At 34.7% G+C, this 22,733-nt stretch carries 22 protein-coding genes and 1 pseudogene; 17 read left to right on the top strand and 6 right to left on the bottom strand.

The window, feature by feature from the left end:
• Position 1: 1 nt before the first annotated feature.
• The 4 genes and pseudogenes from FQU23_RS04580 (at position 2) to FQU23_RS04565 (ending at position 2,686) form a co-directional block, all read left to right on the top strand.
• Complete coding sequence (locus FQU23_RS04580) at positions 2-934, top strand: bifunctional riboflavin kinase/FAD synthetase (protein ID WP_147672779.1); 933 nt, start codon at positions 2-4, stop codon at positions 932-934.
• A 113-nt stretch (positions 935-1,047) separates the two neighbouring features.
• Positions 1,048-1,485 carry a hypothetical protein gene (locus FQU23_RS04575; protein WP_147672778.1) on the top strand — a complete coding sequence of 146 codons (438 nt, stop codon included), beginning with the start codon at positions 1,048-1,050 and terminating at the stop codon, positions 1,483-1,485.
• Positions 1,486-1,586: 101 nt separating this feature from the next.
• Complete coding sequence (locus FQU23_RS04570; RefSeq protein WP_147672777.1) at positions 1,587-2,024, top strand: hypothetical protein; 438 nt, start codon at positions 1,587-1,589, stop codon at positions 2,022-2,024.
• A 148-nt stretch (positions 2,025-2,172) separates the two neighbouring features.
• Positions 2,173-2,686 (top strand): annotated as a pseudogene (locus tag FQU23_RS04565) (hypothetical protein).
• Between the two features lie 243 nt (positions 2,687-2,929).
• Here the strand turns inward: FQU23_RS04565 and FQU23_RS04560 are convergent.
• Positions 2,930-4,993, bottom strand: coding sequence for a M13 family metallopeptidase (locus FQU23_RS04560; RefSeq protein WP_147672776.1), 2,064 nt, complete (start codon positions 4,991-4,993; stop codon positions 2,930-2,932).
• 414 nt (positions 4,994-5,407) lie between these two features.
• Between FQU23_RS04560 and FQU23_RS04555 the strand changes: the two genes are divergently transcribed.
• The 4 genes from FQU23_RS04555 (at position 5,408) to FQU23_RS04540 (ending at position 8,697) form a co-directional block, all read left to right on the top strand.
• A complete protein-coding gene (locus tag FQU23_RS04555; RefSeq protein ID WP_147672775.1) occupies positions 5,408-6,073 on the top strand; it encodes an SCO family protein in 666 nt (221 codons plus the stop codon).
• Positions 6,074-6,225: 152 nt separating this feature from the next.
• A complete protein-coding gene (locus tag FQU23_RS04550; protein WP_132109779.1) occupies positions 6,226-6,465 on the top strand; it encodes a ferrous iron transport protein A in 240 nt (79 codons plus the stop codon).
• Complete coding sequence (gene feoB / locus FQU23_RS04545; protein WP_147672774.1) at positions 6,466-8,565, top strand: ferrous iron transport protein B; 2,100 nt, start codon at positions 6,466-6,468, stop codon at positions 8,563-8,565. It begins immediately after the preceding gene.
• Positions 8,566-8,571: 6 nt separating this feature from the next.
• Positions 8,572-8,697, top strand: a complete 126-nt coding sequence (locus tag FQU23_RS04540; protein ID WP_147672773.1) for a FeoB-associated Cys-rich membrane protein — start codon at positions 8,572-8,574, stop codon at positions 8,695-8,697.
• A gap of 45 nt (positions 8,698-8,742) precedes the next feature.
• Here the strand turns inward: FQU23_RS04540 and FQU23_RS04535 are convergent, their stop codons facing one another.
• Together FQU23_RS04535 and FQU23_RS04530 are read right to left on the bottom strand one after the other, a co-directional pair.
• On the bottom strand, positions 8,743-9,561 hold the full coding sequence (locus FQU23_RS04535; RefSeq protein WP_147672772.1) for a ZIP family metal transporter: 819 nt from the start codon (positions 9,559-9,561) through the stop codon (positions 8,743-8,745).
• A gap of 2 nt (positions 9,562-9,563) precedes the next feature.
• Positions 9,564-10,211 (bottom strand): metal-dependent transcriptional regulator, encoded by a 648-nt coding sequence (locus FQU23_RS04530; RefSeq protein ID WP_147672771.1) that lies wholly within the window; start codon positions 10,209-10,211, stop codon positions 9,564-9,566.
• A 147-nt stretch (positions 10,212-10,358) separates the two neighbouring features.
• Here FQU23_RS04530 and FQU23_RS04525 point away from each other — a divergent pair, with 147 nt between their 5' ends.
• The 5 genes from FQU23_RS04525 to FQU23_RS04505 all read left to right on the top strand — a co-directional run bounded on the left by FQU23_RS04525 (position 10,359) and on the right by FQU23_RS04505 (position 15,316).
• A complete protein-coding gene (locus FQU23_RS04525) occupies positions 10,359-12,611 on the top strand; it encodes a TonB-dependent receptor (RefSeq protein WP_147672770.1) in 2,253 nt (750 codons plus the stop codon).
• Positions 12,612-12,711: 100 nt separating this feature from the next.
• Positions 12,712-13,209 carry a thioredoxin family protein gene (locus FQU23_RS04520; protein WP_147672769.1) on the top strand — a complete coding sequence of 166 codons (498 nt, stop codon included), beginning with the start codon at positions 12,712-12,714 and terminating at the stop codon, positions 13,207-13,209.
• 1 nt (position 13,210) lies between these two features.
• The gene (locus FQU23_RS04515) at positions 13,211-14,386 is read left to right on the top strand and encodes a lycopene cyclase family protein (RefSeq protein WP_147672768.1); all 1,176 of its coding nucleotides are present in this window, start codon (positions 13,211-13,213) and stop codon (positions 14,384-14,386) included.
• 122 nt (positions 14,387-14,508) lie between these two features.
• Positions 14,509-14,919: a BrxA/BrxB family bacilliredoxin gene (locus tag FQU23_RS04510; protein WP_074720125.1), complete on the top strand. Its 411-nt coding sequence runs from the start codon at positions 14,509-14,511 to the stop codon at positions 14,917-14,919.
• A 64-nt stretch (positions 14,920-14,983) separates the two neighbouring features.
• The gene (locus FQU23_RS04505; RefSeq protein WP_165425724.1) at positions 14,984-15,316 is read left to right on the top strand and encodes a 2Fe-2S iron-sulfur cluster-binding protein; all 333 of its coding nucleotides are present in this window, start codon (positions 14,984-14,986) and stop codon (positions 15,314-15,316) included.
• 177 nt (positions 15,317-15,493) lie between these two features.
• Here FQU23_RS04505 and FQU23_RS04500 read toward each other — a convergent pair whose 3' ends face one another.
• Complete coding sequence (locus FQU23_RS04500) at positions 15,494-17,383, bottom strand: peptidase U32 family protein (protein ID WP_147672766.1); 1,890 nt, start codon at positions 17,381-17,383, stop codon at positions 15,494-15,496.
• A 459-nt stretch (positions 17,384-17,842) separates the two neighbouring features.
• On the opposite strand from FQU23_RS04500, the gene FQU23_RS04495 reads away from it, so the two are divergent.
• Positions 17,843-18,799 (top strand): hypothetical protein, encoded by a 957-nt coding sequence (locus tag FQU23_RS04495; protein WP_147672765.1) that lies wholly within the window; start codon positions 17,843-17,845, stop codon positions 18,797-18,799.
• Between the two features lie 214 nt (positions 18,800-19,013).
• Here FQU23_RS04495 and FQU23_RS04490 read toward each other — a convergent pair whose 3' ends face one another.
• The gene (locus FQU23_RS04490; protein ID WP_245181065.1) at positions 19,014-19,829 is read right to left on the bottom strand and encodes an AraC family transcriptional regulator; all 816 of its coding nucleotides are present in this window, start codon (positions 19,827-19,829) and stop codon (positions 19,014-19,016) included.
• 119 nt (positions 19,830-19,948) lie between these two features.
• Here FQU23_RS04490 and FQU23_RS04485 point away from each other — a divergent pair, with 119 nt between their 5' ends.
• From FQU23_RS04485 to FQU23_RS04475, 3 genes are read left to right on the top strand one after another with little or no spacing between them, the layout of a single operon-like run.
• Positions 19,949-20,509: a sugar O-acetyltransferase gene (locus tag FQU23_RS04485; protein ID WP_147672763.1), complete on the top strand. Its 561-nt coding sequence runs from the start codon at positions 19,949-19,951 to the stop codon at positions 20,507-20,509.
• 10 nt (positions 20,510-20,519) lie between these two features.
• Complete coding sequence (locus FQU23_RS04480; RefSeq protein WP_147672762.1) at positions 20,520-21,560, top strand: alpha/beta hydrolase; 1,041 nt, start codon at positions 20,520-20,522, stop codon at positions 21,558-21,560.
• A gap of 2 nt (positions 21,561-21,562) precedes the next feature.
• Positions 21,563-22,027, top strand: a complete 465-nt coding sequence (locus FQU23_RS04475; RefSeq protein ID WP_147672761.1) for a cyclophilin-like fold protein — start codon at positions 21,563-21,565, stop codon at positions 22,025-22,027.
• Between the two features lie 249 nt (positions 22,028-22,276).
• Here FQU23_RS04475 and FQU23_RS04470 read toward each other — a convergent pair whose 3' ends face one another.
• On the bottom strand, positions 22,277-22,732 hold the full coding sequence (locus FQU23_RS04470) for a type II toxin-antitoxin system HigA family antitoxin (RefSeq protein ID WP_147672760.1): 456 nt from the start codon (positions 22,730-22,732) through the stop codon (positions 22,277-22,279).
• Between the last annotated feature and the right edge of the window lies 1 nt (position 22,733).

Below are 22,733 nucleotides of genomic sequence, written 5' to 3'. Positions count from 1 at the left end.
CTTGAAGATTTTTAAATCCATAAAAGATTTCAGTTCAGATAAAAAAACAATCCTCACATTAGGCACTTTTGATGGTGTTCACAAGGGGCATCAAAAAATTCTGAAAAAAATTACGCAAGGCACTGAAAATGGAAAATACGAAAGTTTAGTACTGACTTTTTTCCCACATCCCCGAATGGTTTTACAAGAGAATTCCGATATAAAATTACTGAATACAATAGAGGAAAAAATTTATTTACTAGAAGCTATTGGGATTGAGAACCTCGTTATTCATCCTTTTGATGAAATTTTTTCTCAATTAACAGCCGAAGATTTTGTTCGAACGGTATTAGTCGATCAGTTTAACATTCATAAAATTATTATTGGTCATGATCATCGATTTGGGAAAAATCGTACAGCAAATATTGATGACCTTATCGGTTTCGGAGAAAAATATGGCTTTGAGGTCGAGCAAATATCAGTGCAAGAAATAAACGACATTTCTGTAAGTTCCACTAAAGTTAGAAAATCACTACTTGAAGGCGATATGGCATTGGCAAACAAATACTTAGGATACAACTATTTTTTGTCAGGAACTGTTGTCAAAGGAAAGCAATTGGGAAGAACTATTGGGTTCCCTACTGCTAACATAAAAATAGAAGAAGACTATAAACTGATTCCCCATAATGGTGTTTATGTTGTACGAAGTATGATCAATAAAAAAACGGTATTTGGAATGATGAATATTGGATTTAATCCAACAGTATCAGGAGAAAAACTAGCTATTGAAATCCATTTTTTAGACTTCGACACTAATTTATATGACCAAAAATTAACTGTTTCTATACTTAAATACCTTCGTTCTGAGCAAAAATTTGACTCCGTAGATTTATTGACTCAACAGCTGGAAAAAGATAAAAATACCGCTCTGACTTACCTGAATGAACTTCGATAATTAATCTAAAATTTATTAGTACTTTTCATAGAACATATCAAGATTTTACGTAAATTTGATAGGCATCACCCTGTATTTCAAAGAAATAACCTTAACTTTTTATATTAAAGGATATGAAACTACCAAAAGAACTACTAAATGGAATTGTTATTTTTACAGGAATAGGCCTATATTTCTTACTAATGGAGCTATTACATTTATCTAATTTATACTACCTAAGGCTCTTAAATATTCTTTTTGTTTATTATGGAGCAAACAGGACTTTACAATCAAATTTTCGTGAGGGCGAAATCTTTTTTGCTACTAACGCAGTTTCTGCATTTCTCACTTCATTAGCAGGTATTTTTCTAAGCACCGCTGGATTATTAGCCTATATCTATGCAAAAGGAGGTGACGCTTATATTCAAAATTTATCACAAACCTTTCTATTTGTAGGAACACCTACTGCAGTTACCTATACTATCACACTTCTTATTGAAGGCATCGTTTCAGCCTTAATTGTTACTTTCTCATTGATGCTATTTTGGAAGAATAAATATCCGTCTGACTAGGGAATTTAGCGAAAATATTTCTAGTTTTTCAGTATCGAATCAGCCAAAATAAACAAGATTTTTAGTACCGACACGATTTATATTCTTTAAAAACAAACAATATGAAATTACGAAAAGAATTTTTGAATGGTTTTATAATCGCTGCTACAACGGGAGCCTTTTTCCTATTAATGGATGCCATGGGTTATGGCGATTTATTCTATTTGCGATTAATAAATGTGATTTTTGTTCTTTATGGCGTTAATAGATCTGTACAAATGAACATCGTTGACGGCGAAAATAACTTTGTTAATAATGCTGTTTCAGCAATGATTACTGCACTTATAGGTGTTTTTCTAAGTATTATTGGCTTAATTATTTACAGTTATCTACAAGGAGGTGATGCTTATGTAGAAACTTTGTCTAAAACATTTTTATTTGGTGGCAACCCTTCAATATTCACCTATTCTGCGTCCCTACTTTTTGAAGGCGTAGCAGCCTCTGTCATTGTTACAATGCTACTCATGCTTTATTGGAACAACCGCCTAACATCTGACTAGCCCACTTTTCAAAATTATCTATCCTATCTTTTTAAACTATAATGCGTTGTGTCATTAGTACATTTTAACTACTTTTTAGCAAATAAAAAATAACATTTATAAGCATTAATATACGAGAGAAGAAATTATTGCAATATATAATAAACCTATGATGGATTTGCTTTCTGAAGCAGACCCAACACATAGAGAATACCATGACCCTAATGTAATTCAGGCTTCCACTTTATTATCTATTAAAACCGGTAGTTGTCCAGAAGATTGTGGTTACTGCCCGCAAGCAGTACTCTACCTTACTTCAGTTGAAGGAAATGATCAAAATGGGAGCCACAACCCGAGTTACCATGCCTGAAACACAAGTACGCTTATCAGCAGGATTTATGAATATGAGTCACGAAGGACAATCAATGTACTTTTTTGCTGATGCAAAGTCAATCTTCGCAGGAGATAAATTGTTGACAACTCCAAACCCAGATGTAAATGAAGACATGAAAATTTTTGAAAGGTTGGGTTTAAATCCACAGAAACCTTTTACTACAGTTTCTCAACCAGCAACAGTTGAAACTAAAAACTCTCAATTCAAAACCCTTGATGAAAAACCAAAATGGTCGAGACCAAGTCATACAATCGAGAAAAACCTAGAAGCATCTGTTAAAGGAAAATAAAATATACTTAGATTTAAAAAAACGGGTAGTGTATTAGAGACAGCCCATTTTTTTTGTCGCAATATTCCATAATAAATGAATACACTTTTGATCAGTAATATAAATCGTGAATGCCAAAAATATTGCAACTCCTCATAGCGAAACTATTAAAAGTGGACTGCACTTCTTTAAAAAACAGATAGCAAAAAGGCTGCTTCAAATAAAATTTGAAACAGCCTTTATATCTATAATTGCTAGGTATTTCTACCAGATTCTAACTCTTTTTTCTGGAGCAATATACATACCATCAGTTGATTGAATATCGAAAGCTTGATAAAAAGTATCGATATTTTGCAAAGGCACATAAGCACGATACATTCCAGGAGAGTGCGGATCAGTTTTTACCTGATTTTTTATTGCTTCATCTCGAGATTTAGTACGCCAAATCGTTGACCAAGAAATAAAGAAACGTTGCTCTGGAGTGTAACCATCAATTAAGCCTGGATTTCCATTTTCTTTTAAGTACAATTGCAAACCATCATAAGCTGCATTTACTCCTCCTAAATCACCTATGTTTTCTCCTAAAGTAAATTTACCATCAACAAAAGTTCCAGGTAAAGGTTCTAGAGCGCTGTATTGATTAGCAAGCGCTGTAGTTAAGGCTGCAAATTGTTTTGAATCCTCAACTGTCCACCAGTCTACTAAATTTCCTTCGGCATTGTAACGTGATCCTGAATCGTCAAATCCGTGAGAAATTTCATGTCCGATAACTCCTCCAATTCCACCGTAGTTTACCGCTTCATCAGCTTGGTAATTGTAAAATGGCGGTTGCAAAATAGCTGCTGGAAATACAATTTCATTATACGAAGGATTGTAGTATGCATTCACTGTTTGAGGAGACATTCCCCATCTGGTTTTGTCAACTGGCTTATTCAAATCGGCTAGGTCTTCTTCAAAACGCCATTTGGCCATGTTTTTTGTGTTCTCAAAGTAGGTTCCTCCTTCTTCTGGACTCTTAATAACTAAAGCCGAATAGTCCTTCCATTTGTCTGGGTATCCAATTTTAATTTTTGACTTGTGTAATTTTTGAACCGCACTTACTTTAGTCTCTGGTGACATCCAAGTTAGATTGTTGATTCGGTTTTCAAAAGCAATAAAGATGTTTTTAATCATTTTCTCTGCTTTGGCTTTGGCCTCAGCAGGAAACTTTTTCTCCACATATAATTTTCCTAAAGCCTCACCTATTCTTCCATTGATAACTTGCAAAGCGCGCTCATCACTTGGTCTTTGTTTTACCGCACCTGTTAAGGTTTTTCCGTAAAACTCAAAATTTGCTTCTTCAATTGCAGTTGATAATTGACTTGATGATCTATTCAATAATGACCAACGCATATATGCTTTCCAGTCTTCTACTTTATTTTCTTTCAAAATAGACTCAAAAGCCGTCATGTATTTCGGCTGGGAAACGATTAATGAATCCACGTTTTTCAATCCTATATTTGTAAAATAAGTATTCCAGTTTAATGAAGGAGTCAGTTTTTGTAAATCACTAACCGTCATAGGATTGTACGATTTTCTTCTGTCTCTTCTTTCAACACGGTCAAATCTTGGTTTTGACATTTCGATTTCAAGCGCTAAAATTCGCTCGGCATGCATTTTTGCTGCGGCTGGTTTTTCGCCTAGAAACCCTAGCATTTTAGCAACATGAAGGACGTATTTTGCTCTTTTTTCTTTTGAATCTGCATCTTCAGAAACATAGTAATCACGATCTGGCAGACCTACACTTCCCGGCCCAACACTGATTACATTTCGATTACTATTTTTAGCATCTGGACCAATATAAGCACCCAAAAACCCTATTCCTCCCAAAGGCTCCATTTCGATTAATAAAGCTTCTAAATCCTTTGTGTTTTTAACAGCGTCAATTTTTTTCAAGTAAGGCTTTAATGGTGTAATCCCTAACTTATTGCGACCTACAGTGTCGAGAATCGTTTTATACAAATTGATAGCTTTCCCTTGATCCGTATCCGATTTGTATTTTGGATTAGTTGCAGCTTCTTTTAATATGGCCAAAGCATCAGCATCTGTTCTTTGTCTAAGTTCGTCAAAACTTCCCCAACGCGTTCTGTCAGATGGAATCTCTGTATTGTCTAACCATGTGCCGTTTACATAACGGAAAAAGTTATTACTAGGTTTCACTGCCTTGTCCATGTAGTTTACATTAATACCTGGCTCTTTTACAGTGGGTGCTGTTTGTGCTTGAGTAACCGTCAGACCCAAAAGTGCAGGAATCACAAAAAGTAGCTGCCTATTGCTGTTTTTTTTCATTTTTTTTAATAATTAGTTAGTTTCATTATAAATATCCCTACTATTTTTGGGAATATTAAAAATAGTTCATAAATATATAAAAGTATTTTTCATTTGAAATAATTTTAACATTTGTTGAAACTTCCTTTTTATAAAAAACAGTGAGGTTTGTGTTTTATATTATTTTATACAGTCTTGCAAATAATTAAGACTACCCCCAAACTTATCATTCCGCAGGAATCTCTCATAAACATTCACAATACTTGAAGAGATTCCTCCGGAATGACAAACTTAGTGTTAAGTCTACCTTTAATACTAATGTAAAACCGATCGCACTATAATCAAACCTACTAAAGGAGCTTACAATGGGATAAGATTGTGTTAATTTGATTTAAAACCAATTACCGATTTTGTATTTTTGCGAAAATTATTTTTATGAAATCTATTTTTATGAAATACCGAATCTTTTTTGGTGTTTTCTTAGTCTTCTCCGTGATCACGCTTTACTTGTTTCAAAATGCCCTTACACCTCGTAAAACACTACCGATCTTCAATCCTTCTGATGTAAATCCAGAATTGGTAGACAGCACCGTACAATACATCAGTAAATACCACACCATAGCCGACTTCTCATTTGTCAATCAAAACGGGAAAACCATAACCCAAGATGATTATGAAGGAAAAATTTATGTTGCTGACTTTTTCTTTACAACCTGTGGTTCCATTTGCCCTAAAATGACCGCAAATTTATTCGAAGTACAAAAAGCCATTATCAATAATCCAAAAGTGATGTTGCTGTCTCATAGCGTATTTCCAGAAACAGACAGCGTGCCCGTTTTAAAAGAGTATGCATTGAAGTATGGAGTTGATGATTCAAAGTGGAATTTGGTCACCGGAGATAAAAAAGAGATTTACACCATGGCAAGAAAATCGTACCTCGCGGTTAAATTAGGAAAACCGAGCGAACTTTACGATATGGTTCACACAGAAAATTTTATATTAGTAGATGCTAAAAAAAGAGTGCGTGGTTTTTATGACGGGACTAATAAAGAAGACATTGAAAAGTTAATTGTCGACATTAATTTTCTGAGTAACGAATAATACTTCCAATTTTTCAAATCTTCAATTCCAAACTATTTAACACATTTTTAGCACTCCGATTTTAATCAGAATGTGTTATAAAAGTGATAATTATCATTTGTTTTAGTATTATAATATGTATTTTTGCAATATTAATTCAATCTAAATAAGACTTGCGAACAACGATAAATTCACTAAAAAAAGGGGAGAAAGCCATTATCAAGGATTTTGATATTGACATTATTCCATTAAAGCTACTGGAAATGGGTTGCTTGCCCGGAAATACGGTTGAATTACTTCAAATTGCACCTTTTGGCGATCCTTTATATTTAAACGTGAACGGTTCCCATTTGGCTATTCGAGTAGAAACAGCAAAAGAGATTGAAGTTGAACTAATCAAAATCAAGCTCTAAATGATCAATCAAAATATTAATATTGCTCTAATAGGCAATCCAAATACAGGAAAGACTTCCGTTTTTAATCAGCTAACAGGACTTAATCAACAAGTAGGAAATTATCCGGGAATCACCGTTGAGAAGAAAATTGGTTTTTGCAAATTACCCAATAACGTTAAAGGAAATATTTTAGATTTACCTGGGACTTACAGTCTTAATGCTAGCTCTATTGATGAAAATGTAGTTATTGAATTATTACTCAACAAGAACGATAAATTATATCCAGATGTAGCGATTGTAGTGACCGATGTAGAAAATCTGAAACGTAATTTACTGCTTTTTACTCAAATAAAAGACTTAGAAATTCCAACTATTTTAGTCATTAACATGGCGGACAGAATGGAATATAAAGGGATAACATTAGACATACCCTATCTAGAGGAACATTTAAAAACAAAAATCGCGCTTATCAGTTCTCGAAAAGGATACGGTATCGAGGAGTTAAAAAATTTGATTGTTTCCTACAAATCTATTCCTACCGAAGCTTGTCTTAATGCTTCCAGTATAGCACCAGAATACTTCAATAGTCTTCGTAAAGCATTTCCGAATCAATTACTGTATAAATTGTGGCTAGTTATAACACAAGACGTCAATTTCTTGAATTTAGAACGAAAAGAGATTCAAGGTACTTTTACTAAATCGCATTCGGATTTAAAGAGATTGCAACAAAAAGAAACCATTAAACGCTATCAATTTATCAATGATGTATTGAAAGAAGGTTTGCAAGTAGACGCATCTATTGCCAAGGATTTCCGCTCTAAACTTGATCGCGTCTTGACGCATAAAGTTTGGGGATATGTAATTTTCTTTGCCATATTATTTTTAATTTTCCAATCTATTTTCGAATGGTCGAAAATTCCAATGGATTATATAGATACTACTTTTGCTTCCCTGAGCGCATTAACAAATAGTGAACTGCCAGCGGGAGTTTTAACTAATTTGATATCACAAGGAATTATTCCCGGCATCGGTGGAATTCTGATTTTTATTCCGCAAATAGCCTTCTTATTTCTATTTATTTCCATTTTGGAAGAAAGTGGTTATATGAGTAGAGTGGTTTTTTTAATGGATAAAATCATGCGTAATTTTGGTTTATCAGGAAAAAGTGTAGTTCCTTTAATTTCGGGTACAGCCTGCGCGATTCCGGCGATTATGGCAACTAGAAATATTGAAAACTGGAAAGAAAGATTAATAACGATTTTGGTAACCCCATTTACAACCTGTTCAGCCAGATTGCCTGTTTACGCTATTATAATAAGCTTAGTAATTCCAGACACCTACGTACTAGGAATTCTCAACCTACAAGGATTAACACTAATGTTGCTGTACCTTCTTGGTTTTGGAATGGCTATTTTTTCGGCTTATATTTTAAATATAATTCTGAAAATAAAAAGCAAAACTTTCTTTGTGGTAGAAATGCCAAACTACAAACTTCCTTTATTTAAAAACGTAGCTCTTAATGTTGTTGAAAAAACAAAGGCTTTCGTTTTTGGTGCGGGAAAAATAATTCTTGCAATATCAATCGTTCTATGGTTCATGGCTTCTTATGGACCGGGAAAAAACTTTAAAAATGCCGAAGCGATTCAGATTTCAAAAACAGAAAACACAGGTATATCACAAGATGAACTGGATAACAAAGTGGCAGCCTACAAACTGGAAAATTCCTATATCGGAATCATGGGGAAAACTATTGAACCCGCGATTTCTCCTTTAGGATACGACTGGAAAATTGGAATTGCTATTATTAGTTCCTTTGCTGCCAGAGAAGTTTTTGTAGGTACATTGGCGACTATTTACAGTGTGGGAAGCACTGGAAACGACGATACTATTAAAAATAAAATGGCCGCTGAGGTCAATCCAGTAACGGGCAAGAAAATATTCAATTTTGCTTCGGGAATATCTTTATTGTTATTCTATGCTTTTGCTCTGCAGTGCGCTAGTACCATCGCGATAACAAAAAAAGAAACCAATTCATGGAAATGGCCTTTGGGACAACTTATTTTTATGAGTACGTTTGCTTACATCGTCGCATTAGTTACTTACCAAATTTTAAAATAAAGCGATATGTTTCAAGAAATATTAGCTTTCGCAGCCCTAGGAGTTGCAGTTGTATTTTTAATTAAAAAATTCTTCTTTAAAAAGAAAAAAAAAGATAAGAGTTGCGGTGGCGACGACTGCGGTTGTCACTAATATTTTTATTATTTATTGACTTACTTTAGTAAAAAACGGAAATTATTACCCTAGTGCCACATCTAGCACCATCATAATAATAAATCCACCTACGAATCCCATCGTAGCAATATCTGTATTTTTATCCTGTTGCGTTTCTGGAATGACCTCTTCTACCACTACAAAAATCATTGCGCCAGCTGCAAAAGCCAGTGCGTAAGGTAAAATTGGAGTAAAAAATGTAACTGCAAAAGCTCCTAAAACAGCTGCAATAGGCTCTACTGCTGCCGAAGATTGTCCATACATAAAACTTTTCCATCTACTCATTCCCATACGTCGCAATGGCATTGCTACGGCAATTCCTTCGGGGAAATTCTGAATTCCGATACCAATTGCCAATGTTACTGCTCCAGCAATCGAAGCTTCTGGAATTCCAGCTGCCACACCACCAAAAAGAACTCCAACTGCCAATCCTTCCGGAATATTATGTAGTGTAATTGCAGAAACTAACAAGGTCGTTCGTTGCCATGGTGATTTAATTCCTTCGCTAATTTTAAAATTAATATGAATATGCGGTAGTACTTTATCGATCCCAAAGATAAACAAGGCACCAAGGAAAAATCCAAAGGCTGCCGGCATCACTTTGGCAAAACCTTCACCGCCTGTCATTTCTATGGCTGGAGCCAATAAACTCCAAAAACTGGCTGCAACCATTACACCTCCAGTAAATCCAAGCATTCCGTCAAGAACCACTCGGTTCATAGTTTTAAACAAAAAAACGAAAGACGCTCCTAAAGCCGTTAGAAACCAGGTAAACAAACTCGCATATAAAGCAGCTAAAATGGGGTCAATACTTGTGAAATAATCAATTATAGATTGAAACATAATTACTTAATATATAAATTACTAGCTATTTTATTTGAAATCGACAATCCCTTTTCATCGACTTTTATTCTTACGGACAAATCAAAACTTTCTTTGCCCACCACCTCTATTTTAGAACCTAAAGCAATTCCTTGCTTGTCTAAGTACTTCAAGAACTCTGACGAAGTATCTTTGACTCCCACACAGATTCCTATTTGATTCACCTCTAGTTCTGAAAGCAAATGCTTTTCAATTTTTACAATTTGTCCTTCCGCATTTGGGATTGGATCGCCATGTGGGTCTTCTGTAGGGTTCCCTAAAAAGTCATCCAGTTTGTTAATCAATTTTTCTGATTTTATGTGTTCTAATTGCTCTGCGATATCATGCACCTCATCCCAAGAAAAATCTAACTTTTCTACTAAGAAAACTTCCCAAAGGCGGTGTTTTCTAACAATCATTTTGGCGGCTAACTTGCCTGGTTCTGTTAGAGAAACACCTCGGTATTTTTTATAATTCACTAAATCTTTTTCGGCTAATTTCTTGAGCATGTCCGTTACTGAGGAGGCTTTGGTCTCCATCATTTCGGCAATAGCATTAGTACTCACTTCGGAATTTGAAACCAGCGTAAGATGGTAAATTGCTTTAAGATAATTTTCTTCTGAAAATGTCATTTTATATATTTTTTGCCTATTCTAATTCAAAAGCACTTGTCAGCGCTATAACAATTTAAGGCAAATGTAGTTAGGTTTTTTTGTTATATCAAATATAATTTTTAGCTTTGTCTAAATATTTAATTAAACCATGTCTAAAATATAGTTGTGAAGAATCTAATTTTACTTTTCTGTTTTGCAATCACTAACAATTCGTTTGCGCAAACTACCGTAAAAGGCACTGTAACATCTGACGATATGCCCTTACCATTAGCTAATATTGTACTGAAAAACACTAAGTATTCCACCAGCAGTAAAGCTGATGGTTCGTACCTATTTAAAACTATCCCACTAGGAAACTATGAGGTGGTCGCTTCCTATACTGGTTTTAAATCACAAAGTCAATTCATTCGATTTACAGATTCTACTGACGTGATTTTGAATTTTAATCTAAGAGAAAACAATACTCTCGACGAGGTCGTTATTACCGGAACTTTAAAACCAGTCAGTCGTTTAGAAAGTCCCGTTCCCGTAGAAGTTTATAAACCAGTGTTTTTCCAAAAAAATCCAACCGCGAATATCTTTGAAGCCTTACAAAATGTAAATGGTGTTAGACCGCAATTGAATTGTAATGTCTGCAACACAGGTGACATTCATATCAACGGACTTGAAGGACCTTATACTTTAGTCTTAATTGACGGAATGCCCATTGTTAGCGGACTTTCGACAGTGTATGGTTTGTCAGGAATTCCAAATTCCTTATTAGAACGTATCGAAATTGTCAAAGGACCTGCTTCCTCTTTATATGGAAGTGAAGCAGTAGGCGGATTAATCAATATCATTACTAGAAATCCTAAAAACGCGGCTGTGTTTTCTGCAGATGCCTTTACTACGGATTGGGGTGAAGTGAATGTTGATATTGGATTTAAAGCAAATGTTGGTAAAGCGGCCTCTGTTCTAACTGGCATTAATTACTTCAATTACAGCAACCCAATTGATAACAACAAAGATAACTTCACTGATTTGACATTACAAGACCGTATTTCAATTTTCCAAAAATGGAGCTTTAATAGAAAGAGTAATAAATTACTCTCTCTTGCGGGTCGTTACTTTTATGAAGACAGATGGGGAGGCGAATTACAATGGCAGAAAAAATACCGCGGCGGCACAGAAGTATATGGCGAAAGTATTTATACTAAACGCTGGGAATTGCTAGGAGCTTATGAACTTCCTATTGCCGAAAAGATGTTATTTTCATTTTCTTATACAGATCACGACCAAAATTCTGTTTATGGTGACATGCCGTATCTCGCTAAGCAACACATTGGTTTTGGACAGTTGACCTGGGACAAAAAGATAAACAAACACGATTTACTTTTTGGAACTGCCTTGCGTTACCAATATTACGATGATAACACCACGGCAACAGTCGAAGAAGATGTAAACTGGATTCCGAGTTTATTTCTTCAAGACGAAATCAATTTAGCTGAAAAACACACCGTTCTTTTGGGAGCGCGTTACGATTACAACAACAACCATGGCTCTATTTTCACTCCCCGCCTAGCCTACAAATGGAAAATTAACGAAAACAATGTTGTTCGATTTAATACCGGAACTGGTTTTAGAATTGTAAATCTTTTTACTGAAGAACATGCGGCATTAACCGGTTCTCGCGATGTTATCGTATTAGAAGAATTAAAACCGGAGCGCTCTTACAACGCTAATTTTAATTATTTAAAGAAGATATATTCTAATAATGGCACCTTCATAGGGCTGGAAACAACAGCTTGGTACACCCATTTTACCAATTCAATTATACCCGATTACGATAGTAATCCAAATCAGATTATTTACAAAAATCTTAATGGTTATGCTGTTACAAAAGGGATTAGCACTAATGTTGATTTAGTTTTCAATAATGGTCTTAAAATGATTTTAGGCATTACATTTATGGATGTTACTAAAACAGAAGATGATATAAAAACAAGACAAATGCTAACCGAAAAATTCACTGGAACCTGGGCCATATCCTACCGCTTGAATACGATGTTTTTAGACATTGACTATACTGGAAATGTGTATGGCCCTATGCGATTGCCGCTACTTGGCGCATTAGATCCAAGAGAACAATACTCTCCAACTTGGAGTATTCAAAATATACAATTCACTTTCAATAAGTTCAAAAACTTAGAATTGTATGCGGGAGTCAAAAATTTATTAAACTGGACTCCAAACAAAGGAAATCCTTTTATTATCGCCAGAGCAAATGATCCTTTTGACAACGATGTACAATATGACACTAGTGGAAATGCACAAGTAACCCCGAACAATCCTTATGGTTTAACGTTTGACCCAGGTTATGTTTATGGTCCTAATCAAGGAATTAGAAGCTTTTTTGGGTTGCGTTATACGTTGAAATAATTTTATTAAGCATATAACTCATTTAAGTTTTTTCTTAGATTATAAATAAAAATGATTTGTACCGTTTACATAACTTATCTGTTTAAATAATAAAACAGTAATGAAAAAATCGATTTTCATATTATTTTTATTTATGCTGGCAATCCCATCCGGTTTTACTCAGTTAAAAACCTATTCCTTCGAAGAAGTGGAGCAACTATCAGTAAAAAAACCAAAACCCATTGTCATTTTTGTTCATACTAATTGGTGTAAGTACTGCAAAATGATGGAGAACACCACTTTTAAAAATAAAGAGTTAATCAAAGAGTTAAATGCGAATTTCTATTTCGTTGAATTAGATGCCGAAAATAATAGCGACATTACTTTTAACAAGCACATTTTCAAATATAAACCAACAGGACAAAAAACTGGAGTCCATGAATTAGCAACTGCTTTAGCGACAATAAACGGTCAGATTGCGTATCCTACATTTAGTATTCTAGACGTTGATTATTCGATTCTTTTCCAAAAACAGTCTTACCTTAAACCAAAAGACCTAATTTCTATCCTTGAGAGAATAAAAGAATTTCCTATTTTTGAGGATAATACTTCAAACTAAAATGAAACACTACGATTATATTTTTACAGGCAGCGGTTTAGCGGCTTTAATGACAGTGTATAAAATGGCACGGTCTGGAAAATTTAAGGAAAGCTCCATTTTGTTATTGGACGAACCCAATACAAAAGGTGAAAAATGCGAAGAAAATCCAAAAAAAACAAATGATCGCACCTGGTGTTTCTGGCAAAAACAAGTAGGAAATTGGGAACAATCCGTTTCAAAAAGATGGGATTCTGCACTTTTTGCTAATGCTGATTTTAAGCGCGATTTAGACTTGCAACCGTATCAATACAACATGATTCAAGGCTTGGATTTCTACAATCAAGTTTTTGAGTTTATCTTGAACGAAAAAAATATCAGCTATGTCAATCAAAAAGTGACTGATATCAATGAATTAAAAGAACATGTTTTTGTAGCCACAGAAACAGACAGCTATACCTGTGACACCGTTTTTAATAGTATTTACAACAAAGCCGAAGTTAAAAATCAAAGTAAATATCCCGTATTGCAACAGCATTTTATCGGTTGGTTTATAAAAAGTAAAGAAGCTGTATTCAATCCTGACCAAGCTACTTTTATGGATTTTTCGGTGGAGCAAAAAGGAAATACCCGTTTTATGTATGTACTGCCTACCTCAACTAATGAAGCTCTATTAGAATATACTTTATTTTCCCACCTTCTTTTGCCAAAAGAAGAATACGAACAGGAGATTGAGAATTACATTCGAGAACTCGGAATCACAGATTTCGAAATAATCGAAAAAGAACAAGGTAGCATTCCCATGACATGTTATCCTTTTTGGAAAAAAACAACTAAACGCGTTCTCAATATAGGAACAGCAGGCGGATGGACAAAAGCAAGCACTGGCTACACCTTCAAAAAGGCAGACAAGCGCTCAACACAATTAGTCGCCTTCCTACAAGAAGAAAAAGATTTGCGACAATTTCACAAAAAGAGTAAGTTCTGGTTTTATGATTTGCTATTATTGGATATTTTAGACCGAAATAACGAACTAGGTGCAAGCATCTTTTCGGCTATGTTCGAAAAAGGAAATCCATCGGTAATTTTTAAGTTTTTAGATGAAGAAACTACTTATTTTGAAGACCTCCAAGTAATATTAAAATGTCCCAAACTACTTTTTATTAAGGCTTTAGCGAGAAGTTACCGTTATATTTAAAATAAAAAACTGCTTCGAAAACGACTATTAAACTATAACAAAACTTTATTATGCAAACAAGGGAGTTCATTATAAACTTCGTAACTTTGCACATTCAAAATTAATATTTAAAATATAACGATATGTATCCACAAGAAATGGTAAACCCAATGCAAGCTGAATTAACAGCGGCAGGTTTTCAAGATTTACATAGTGCAGAAGCAGTTGAAAATGCAATGAAATTAGAAGGTACTACGCTAGTTGTAGTAAACTCTGTTTGTGGTTGTGCTGCTAGAAATGCGCGTCCAGGAGCTAAGATGAGTTTAGAAGGAGCAAAAAAACCAGATCATTTAATTACTGTTTTTGCAGGAGTTGATAAAGATGCTGTTGATGCTGCAAGACAACACATGTTTCCATTCCCTCCATCTTCGCCAGCTATGGCTTTGTTCAAAAACGGAGAATTAGTTCATATGTTAGAGCGTCACCATATTGAAGGTCGCCCAGCTGAATTAATAGCTGAGAACTTACAAGATGCATACAACGAGTATTGCTAAAACAATAAACAACACGAAAACGTTCCGATCACTCGGAACGTTTTTTGTTTAAAGTCCTTTTATTTTGAATGAGAAGAAAACTCCCATTACATTCACTGTTATAGAAAACGGCAGCGAACACCACATTAGTACACATCACGGCGACTATGCCAATTTGATGTTTTTGTTAAAGGATGAACTCCAATTGGATTCTTTTGGTGAATGTGGCGGCGTGGGCCGATGTGCCACCTGCCTTGTAACCACAAAAGGAATCTCAGGCGCTTCTTTGTTAAAGGAACGAAACGAACCTGCCACCTTATCAAAATTAGGCTACACAGACGAATCTACACGTCTTTCCTGTCAATTGTACATCACAAAAGATTTAAACGATGCGGAGATTACGATTCTAGAAATATAATTTCGAGAAACGCTTTAACGTAAATTGCTATAAAGCTTGCATCGTAAAAGAAATCATTGGAATTTGTGGGATTTGCGGTAAAAAAAGAAGGTTTAAACGGTGAATTAGTGACTACTTAAAACCAAAAAAGCCACAACATTTCTACTGTAGCTTTCTTTATATTTAGTTCTTTTAAACTTATCTTTTCTTTACATAATCCAGTTGCTCGTCTTCGTCGATAAACTCTAATTCGGCATCTTTTTCCCAAATTTCCATTTCACACGGTTTGCAGTTAAATTTCAATTTGTATTCGTTTTCTCCGTGTTTTAAAGTCAACGGCTCCACTACTTTTTCACCCATTGTGGCTCTTTGAAAACGGGCGCATTTCCCTAGTTCGTATTTCACACAATATTTAGTAGTCATTACACGTGCTTTTCCGGGATCCCATTGCAATTCAAATGCTTTTTCAATCTCAGTTACACCGTGTCTTTTATAAAAGGCTCTCGCCAGCTTATTCGAAACATTAAAAGTAAAATCTAATTTCTCCGTTGGATAAGGATGATCAGTTTTCGTGATTTGGAACTCTTCTCTATGATAGTCATTGATTCTAATATCGATTAACTGTTCTAAAACAGTTCTTCTTACTTCGTTTACTTTCGAAATAGGCAAAAACCAATTGCTAGCAAACTCCACTTCAATTTCATCCACTATAAACGGAGTATTTCCTGTTTTAGAAAGGTTTCTTTTGATATTCGGAATCACAGATTCTTCACTTTTCGCAGCCTCTTTTTCGGTTTCCAAAGTAGCAACACTTTCATGTCCATCTTCGTCAATCGCACGCAATTGAAAACCATCAGCCGTTTCGGTAAAATGAAGCTTAACACCTATTTTTCGAACAGCACTATTTTCTTTTTCAACAATACGGTTGAATTCTGCATCTGAATTTCGATAAATAACCGTTCCTACTGCAATGTTTTTAAATGTATTAGGCACTACAATATCATTCACAATAATATTAATTTGTACCCCATCGGCCACGCCATCTTCATTGATAAAATACAAACCATCACCATTGTTCAATAGCTCATGATTCTCAATCACATAACCATTGGCTTTAATTTCAGTAATTGCACCTATCAACTGTCCTTGTGATTTTGGACTATCCCAGTTTCCAATTTTTTCTGTACGTTTATTCACGAAATAATCCGTGTACCCTCTATTGAAACTTCTGTCCATTTCTGGCACAAAATTATAGAACGTTCTTCCCGAGGACGCTTTTTGAAACGAATCATTATTTTCCAAAAAAGAATCTAATTTCTTTCTTAAAAACGAGGTGTTATTTTTTACATAAACGATATCTTTCAATCGGCCTTCGATTTTAAACGAACAAATTCCAGCTTCAATTAAATTAGGCAATTGATCGCTCAAGTCTAAATCTTTAATCGAAAGTAAATGACTTTCAGTAAGCAAGGTCGTTCCATTTCCATCAGTCAAATTGTACGGAAGACGACAGTTTTGTGCACAAGAACCGCGGTTAGCACTTCGCTCTCCACCAGCAATACTCATATAACAATTCCCGCTAAAAGAAACACACAATGCTCCCGAAACGAAAAATTCTAACTCGACATCCGTCTCTGCAGCAATATCCTTAATTTGGTCTAAATTTAATTCTCTGGCCAAAACCACACGTTGCATTCCGGCATCTTTCAAGAATTTCACATGCTTAGGATCGCGGTTATTCGCTTGAGTACTGGCGTGAATCACTATTGGCGGCAAGTCCATTTCCATAATTGCCATGTCTTGCACGATAAGCGCATCCACTTTAATATCATATAACTCGTGAATCAATTTTCTACATGATTCCAGTTCTTTATCGTACAAAATGGTATTGATAACTACAAAAACCTGAGCCTTAAACAAATGGGCATATTTCACCAATTCGGCAATATCTTCCACGGAATTCGTTGCATTCGTTCGTGCTCCAAACAATGGTGCTCCAATATACACAGCATCTGCACCAGCATTTATAGCAGCTATTCCTTGAACCAAGTTTTTTGCAGGCGCAAGAATTTCAACTTTCTTTTTCATAACTTCCTTCTTAATCATTGTTGTTAGGCATCATTTGTAATGAACATTCAAGCTTTTGGTTAAACCAAAAACTCCCATTTGCTTATTGCACACGAAGTAAAAGAGATAACGGCATTTCACTCCCGAAATCAAGCTGCAAAATTATAAAATACTTATTAAAGAATGGCGTTCTGACTAAAATTTAAAACTAGGCCGCGGATTGTTGTTGTTTTTGGAGCTATTTCCAGCTATTCGTTACAATCTTTTTTTCCGCTAAAAAGCGGATAAAAAAGGATTTCCACTGCTATCTGGGCTAAAAACGTTCTCGTTCATAATCAACTATTCTATAAAGTTATTCCGGTAGTTTACTATAACACTGTTCTACTATTCTATTTACCAAATAACTTTTAGTACGAAAAAGATGTATATATTTGATGGTATATGCAAGTTGGCAGTAATTTTGGCCGAAAAAACCTAAAAATGAAAAACTTACTAATTTTTGCTTTAATTTTTAATCTTTTATCTTGTAAAGCACAAGAATTTGAGAGAATATCTGTTTCAAAAACTGATAATTCCGAATTGTACGTTAATGATGAAAATTCTACAGAATTATTTTATTATAAATATCTTCCGAAAATTAATATTAAAGGCGTTTTAGTTATTATTCCATCTGGTGGTAAACTTGTTGAAAATACATTAAAACAAATAACTCTTCAAAAAATAGCAGTTGAAAAAGGAATTATGGTAATTGTTCCATCAATTAATTGGGGAACTGACAATCGAGAAGCAGAATTCAAACTACTAGATGAAATTTTCAGTGAAATTGTCGCAAAGTACAAAGTTCCAAAAAATAAATTTATAATCGGTGGACTTTCAAACGGAGCAATGATTTCTTTAACTTATGCTGAAATGGCAACTAAAAACCCTGAAAAGTTTTTTCTAATTCCAAAAGGTGTTTTTGCATTAGATGCACCTTTAGACCAGGCAAGATTTTATAAATATTGCGAAAGAGAAATTGAAAGAAATATTTATAAACCAGCAGTAGATGAAGCAAAATGGATGAAGAATAATTACGACAGTATTTATGGAGGTTCTCCAGAAAAATTTCCTGAAAAATATGTGGAAAATTCTATTTATTCTTATGGAGCAAAAGATGGTGGAAATGCAAAGTATTTAAAAAAAATGCCTCTTTTAATGTTTACTGATTTGGATACAGATTGGTTAATTAATCAAAGACATCGTGATTTAAATGACTGGAATGGAATTGATATAATCTCAATGATTAACCAATTAAAAATAATGGGAAATGAAAACGCAAAACTAATAGTTAGTCAAGGAAAAGGAGTTCGATTAGACGGAACGAAAAACCCACATTCTTGGTCAATTATGAATTCCGATGTTTGCCTGAATTGGATAATAGAAACAATTGACAAGTAAAAAAACATCGCACAACCGCCATTGAGCTAGCTGGAATTTAGTGGAATTATCGTTTCGCATCAAGTTTTCGTTAATCCGAGAATTGAGTGGTTACGAATTTCCAGCCATCTCAAAGTGGCATAACGTTGTAGACTATGGCAAGACGACCGTTCAAACCGACACTTTGAGACTTTACTAGACAGTAGCTCGACAAAAAAACGCAGAGTAAATTATTTCATATCCGCTCCCGATATTCTTTCGGAGTTACCCCAAGTAATTTTTTCACATAACGAGTAAAGAATGAACGACTTGAAAAATCCATTTCATCGGCAATTTCGGAAATATTCAGGTTCTTGTTTTGCAATAGTAGTATTATCCGTTCTTTTGCATAACGTTGTATCCATTGAGAAGCGGTAATACGGGTATTGACCTTGCAAATATAATTGAGATATTTGGGTGTGATATTCAGCTTATCACTGTAAAACTGCACTTCTCGCTCTTTCATACAATGTTCCTGCACCAATTGCAAAAACCGTTCGTACAAAGTTCCGCTTTGTAAACTTCGTTTTCGCCGATCGAGTTCAACTTCAAAAATATCCCACATTTCTAAAAGAAAAAGTTGCATTTGAAGCTTCAATATTTCATCATAAAATCGGTGGTTTGTTTCTTGTGATTTATCGTATAGCAACTGAAAATTTTTTAAAATTTTCTCTTTGTCTTTTTTATCAGGGTGCAAAATCGGGTTTTCTTTGGAATGAATAATGCTGTCAATACTCGCATTTGCATTCGGTAAATTTGTAGTCAATAAATCACTGTCCACAAACAACAATGTTGCTTTAAAATTTGCTGAAAAAGACAAGTCCGAAACATTAAGACCTGCCAACCAAAAGATAAATTCCCCTTTTTTACATTGGTGTTGCTGACCATTGAAAACAAATTTCACACTTCCACTTTCACAATAAATATGCGTGTGAAACCGGGTTTGAAAATCTTCGGGAAATTGAGCAGTTGATGCCGTTTTAAATAAGATAACTTTTTTATTTTCTAACATATTCATTCCAATAGAGAAACATTGGACAAAAATAAGTAATATTTGACATTACTTGCGATATAAATGTAACAAAACGCCTTTTAAGAAATTTATCTTTGCAATATAAATTATTGAAAACAATGCAAACCACAGATATTTTCGAAAGATTAAAAAACGGAGAAATAATTTTGGCAACCGACCCAGAAGCGTACAAAATGCGTGAAGTCTCGTTTGAAACAAAAAAATTATCCGTTCTGATGAATAATTCATCTAATCCTGAAGAAATCAGAGATTTATTAAGCCAAATTACAGGTACTGAAATTGACGAAAGCGTAACTTTATTTACGCCTTTAAACATCAATTACGGAAAGCACACCAAAATCGGCAAAAATGTATTCATCAATTTTGATTGCGTGTTTTTAGATTTAGGCGGAATAACCATTGAAGATAATGTGCTGATTGCTCCAAAAGTCAGTCTATTATCTGAAGGTCATCCCATTTCTCCAGAAAATAGACATTCTTTAATTCCAAAACCTATTCACATCAAAAAAAATGCTTGGATTGGCGCCAATGCCACCATTTTACAAGGCGTAACCATTGGCGAAAATGCAATTGTAGCAGCTGGTTCGGTGGTTTCAAAAGATGTTCCTGATAATACAATTGTAGGTCGAATTCCGGCAAAAATTTTAAAAACAATTTAATTTAATAAAAATGAAAAAAGTTTTGATAATCGCAATGATGTTTCTTTTAACAGGACAAATATTTGCACAAAATAAACACTCTAAATCAAAAAAATTGGAAACAACAGAACATTATACTTTTAAGTTAAGCGATAAAGTTACTCGCCAAAAAGTATCTTTCAAAAATCGGTACGGCATTACCCTTTCAGGCGATTTATACCTTCCAAAAAATGAACGAGCTGAAAAACTATCTGCTCTTGCCATTAGCGGACCTTTTGGAGCAGTAAAAGAACAATCATCTGGATTGTACGCCAATCAATTGGCAGAACGTGGTTTCGCAGTAGTCGCTTTCGACCCATCTTACACAGGCGAAAGCGGTGGCGAACCTCGTAATCTTGGTTCGCCAGAAATAAATACAGAAGACTTTAGTGCCGCAGTAGATTTTTTGGGAATACAGAACAATATTGACCGAAATAAAATTGGCATCATTGGCATTTGTGGTTTTGGTGGTTTTGCTTTAAACGCTACTGCTATTGACAAACGTGTGAAAGCGGTCGCTACTTCTACAATGTATGATATGACCAGGGTACTGTCTAAAGGATATAATGATGCAGTAACTTTAGAACAACGTACCAAAACATTAGAACAATTAGGCGAGCAACGTTGGAAAGATGCCAAAGCAGGAACATTTGCTTATGGAGCAGAATACAATAAAGCGCCGAACGGAGATGAGGTACAATTTTTAAAAGAATATTACGATTATTATCGCACTACAAGAGGTTTTCACGAGCGTTCGGTAAATTCAGGAAATTCTTGGACGGCTACAACGCCATTATCTTTTATGAATATGCCGATTTTAACGTACATTAAAGAAATTTCGCCAAGACCAGTTTTGATTATTGCAGGAGAAAAAGCACACTCAAGATATTTCAGTGAAACAGCATTTCAAAACGCCAATGAACCAAAGGAGTTGGTAATAGTTCCGAATGCTGTTCACGTTGATTTATATGATAATGTGAATTTAATTCCTTTTGATAAATTGGAAAATTTCTTCAAGAGAAACTTAAAATAATTATGAAACATTCACTTTTAATCATCCTAACTTTTGTATCAGTTCTTTTTTCCAGTGCATCAACTTGCAACAAAGAAGATGAACCTGCAGCTATCGAAAATAGCACGCCAATGACCAACGGAAAAATAAAAATCACAGTCAATTCTAAAATCTTTACAGCAACGCTTTTAGATAATAATTCGGCAAAAGTGTTTAAGGAAATGTTACCCTTGAAAATTAATATGAATGAGCTAAATGGAAACGAAAAATATTATGATTTTACAAATAATTTGCCAGCAAATGCTTCCAATCTTGGAACAATAAAAAATGGTGATTTAATGTTGTACGGCTCAAAAACTTTAGTGCTTTTTTACCAGTCTTTTTCCACATCGTACAGCTATACAAAATTAGGTTCGGTAGATGATACAACAGGTTTAGCAACTGCGTTAGGTTCGCGAAAAGTAACTATAACTTTCGAAGTGACATAACTCAAAAACAAGAAATTCACTAGAACACAGCCTATAACAGCTAAGTTTTCTTTGCGTGCGCAGCACGAACAATGAAAGCTGTGTTGAACGGAACCGCTCTACACCAGATCGCGCAGATATATCTCAACAGTTAGCGCAGAATTGCATTCTGCGCCCGTTCCAATTAGCAACTAAAAAGTGCGATTACCTTAATCTATTTTACCTATAAAATGCTAGTACAACTTTACTCATGCCAGATTATGTGAATAACTATCTCGATTCGGTTTGTGGGCACAGATTACAATTCTGAGCTAAATGAAATCTCATAACCATGAGGGTCACGACCAAAACAGTAAAGAATTGAGTTTTTAAGCCGAGTGCAAAAAAAACTTCTGCAGGAATACTGAAATAGTTTTTTAGCTTCTGAGCCATTTTTAAGGTGATTTCACGCTTTCCAGAAAGAATTGCTGAAACATACCCCTTACTGCCAATTATTCCTTCAAGATCTTTGGCCTTAATTCCCATTTCCTCCATTTTATATTTGATCACTTCTAAAGCATCAAGTTCTGGTAAGTCATAATGCTTATCATCATAATCTTTAATTAATACTATAAGCAAATCGAGTTCGTCACCTTCGGGGGTATTTTCTTTTGCGTGAAATAGTTCCATCAATCGCATCGAAGCTTTATTGTAATCTTCTTCCGTTTTTAATACTTTCCAATTCATC

The organism is Flavobacterium sp. XN-5 (assembly GCF_008033395.2).
Taxonomy (GTDB): domain Bacteria; phylum Bacteroidota; class Bacteroidia; order Flavobacteriales; family Flavobacteriaceae; genus Flavobacterium; species Flavobacterium hiemivividum.
The sequence above is the reverse complement of the archived record's forward strand: the minus strand, read 5'-3'. Positions and strand labels throughout refer to the sequence as shown.

Bases quoted from the DNA above. Each gene is read 5' to 3' on its own strand.
- FQU23_RS04575 (WP_147672778.1), top strand. From the start codon at position 1,048: ATGAAACTACCAAAAGAACTACTAAATGGAATTGTTATTTTTACAGGA.
- FQU23_RS04570 (WP_147672777.1), top strand. From the start codon at position 1,587: ATGAAATTACGAAAAGAATTTTTGAATGGTTTTATAATCGCTGCTACA.
- FQU23_RS04560 (WP_147672776.1), bottom strand. From the start codon at position 4,993: ATGAAAAAAAACAGCAATAGGCAGCTACTTTTTGTGATTCCTGCACTT.
- FQU23_RS04555 (WP_147672775.1), top strand. From the start codon at position 5,408: ATGAAATCTATTTTTATGAAATACCGAATCTTTTTTGGTGTTTTCTTA.
- feoB (WP_147672774.1), top strand. From the start codon at position 6,466: ATGATCAATCAAAATATTAATATTGCTCTAATAGGCAATCCAAATACA.
- FQU23_RS04540 (WP_147672773.1), top strand. From the start codon at position 8,572: ATGTTTCAAGAAATATTAGCTTTCGCAGCCCTAGGAGTTGCAGTTGTA.
- FQU23_RS04535 (WP_147672772.1), bottom strand. From the start codon at position 9,561: ATGTTTCAATCTATAATTGATTATTTCACAAGTATTGACCCCATTTTA.
- FQU23_RS04530 (WP_147672771.1), bottom strand. From the start codon at position 10,211: ATGACATTTTCAGAAGAAAATTATCTTAAAGCAATTTACCATCTTACG.
- FQU23_RS04520 (WP_147672769.1), top strand. From the start codon at position 12,712: ATGAAAAAATCGATTTTCATATTATTTTTATTTATGCTGGCAATCCCA.
- FQU23_RS04515 (WP_147672768.1), top strand. From the start codon at position 13,211: ATGAAACACTACGATTATATTTTTACAGGCAGCGGTTTAGCGGCTTTA.
- FQU23_RS04510 (WP_074720125.1), top strand. From the start codon at position 14,509: ATGTATCCACAAGAAATGGTAAACCCAATGCAAGCTGAATTAACAGCG.
- FQU23_RS04500 (WP_147672766.1), bottom strand. From the start codon at position 17,383: ATGAAAAAGAAAGTTGAAATTCTTGCGCCTGCAAAAAACTTGGTTCAA.
- FQU23_RS04495 (WP_147672765.1), top strand. From the start codon at position 17,843: ATGAAAAACTTACTAATTTTTGCTTTAATTTTTAATCTTTTATCTTGT.
- FQU23_RS04490 (WP_245181065.1), bottom strand. From the start codon at position 19,829: ATGTTAGAAAATAAAAAAGTTATCTTATTTAAAACGGCATCAACTGCT.
- FQU23_RS04485 (WP_147672763.1), top strand. From the start codon at position 19,949: ATGCAAACCACAGATATTTTCGAAAGATTAAAAAACGGAGAAATAATT.
- FQU23_RS04480 (WP_147672762.1), top strand. From the start codon at position 20,520: ATGAAAAAAGTTTTGATAATCGCAATGATGTTTCTTTTAACAGGACAA.
- FQU23_RS04475 (WP_147672761.1), top strand. From the start codon at position 21,563: ATGAAACATTCACTTTTAATCATCCTAACTTTTGTATCAGTTCTTTTT.
- FQU23_RS04470 (WP_147672760.1), bottom strand. From the start codon at position 22,732: ATGAATTGGAAAGTATTAAAAACGGAAGAAGATTACAATAAAGCTTCG.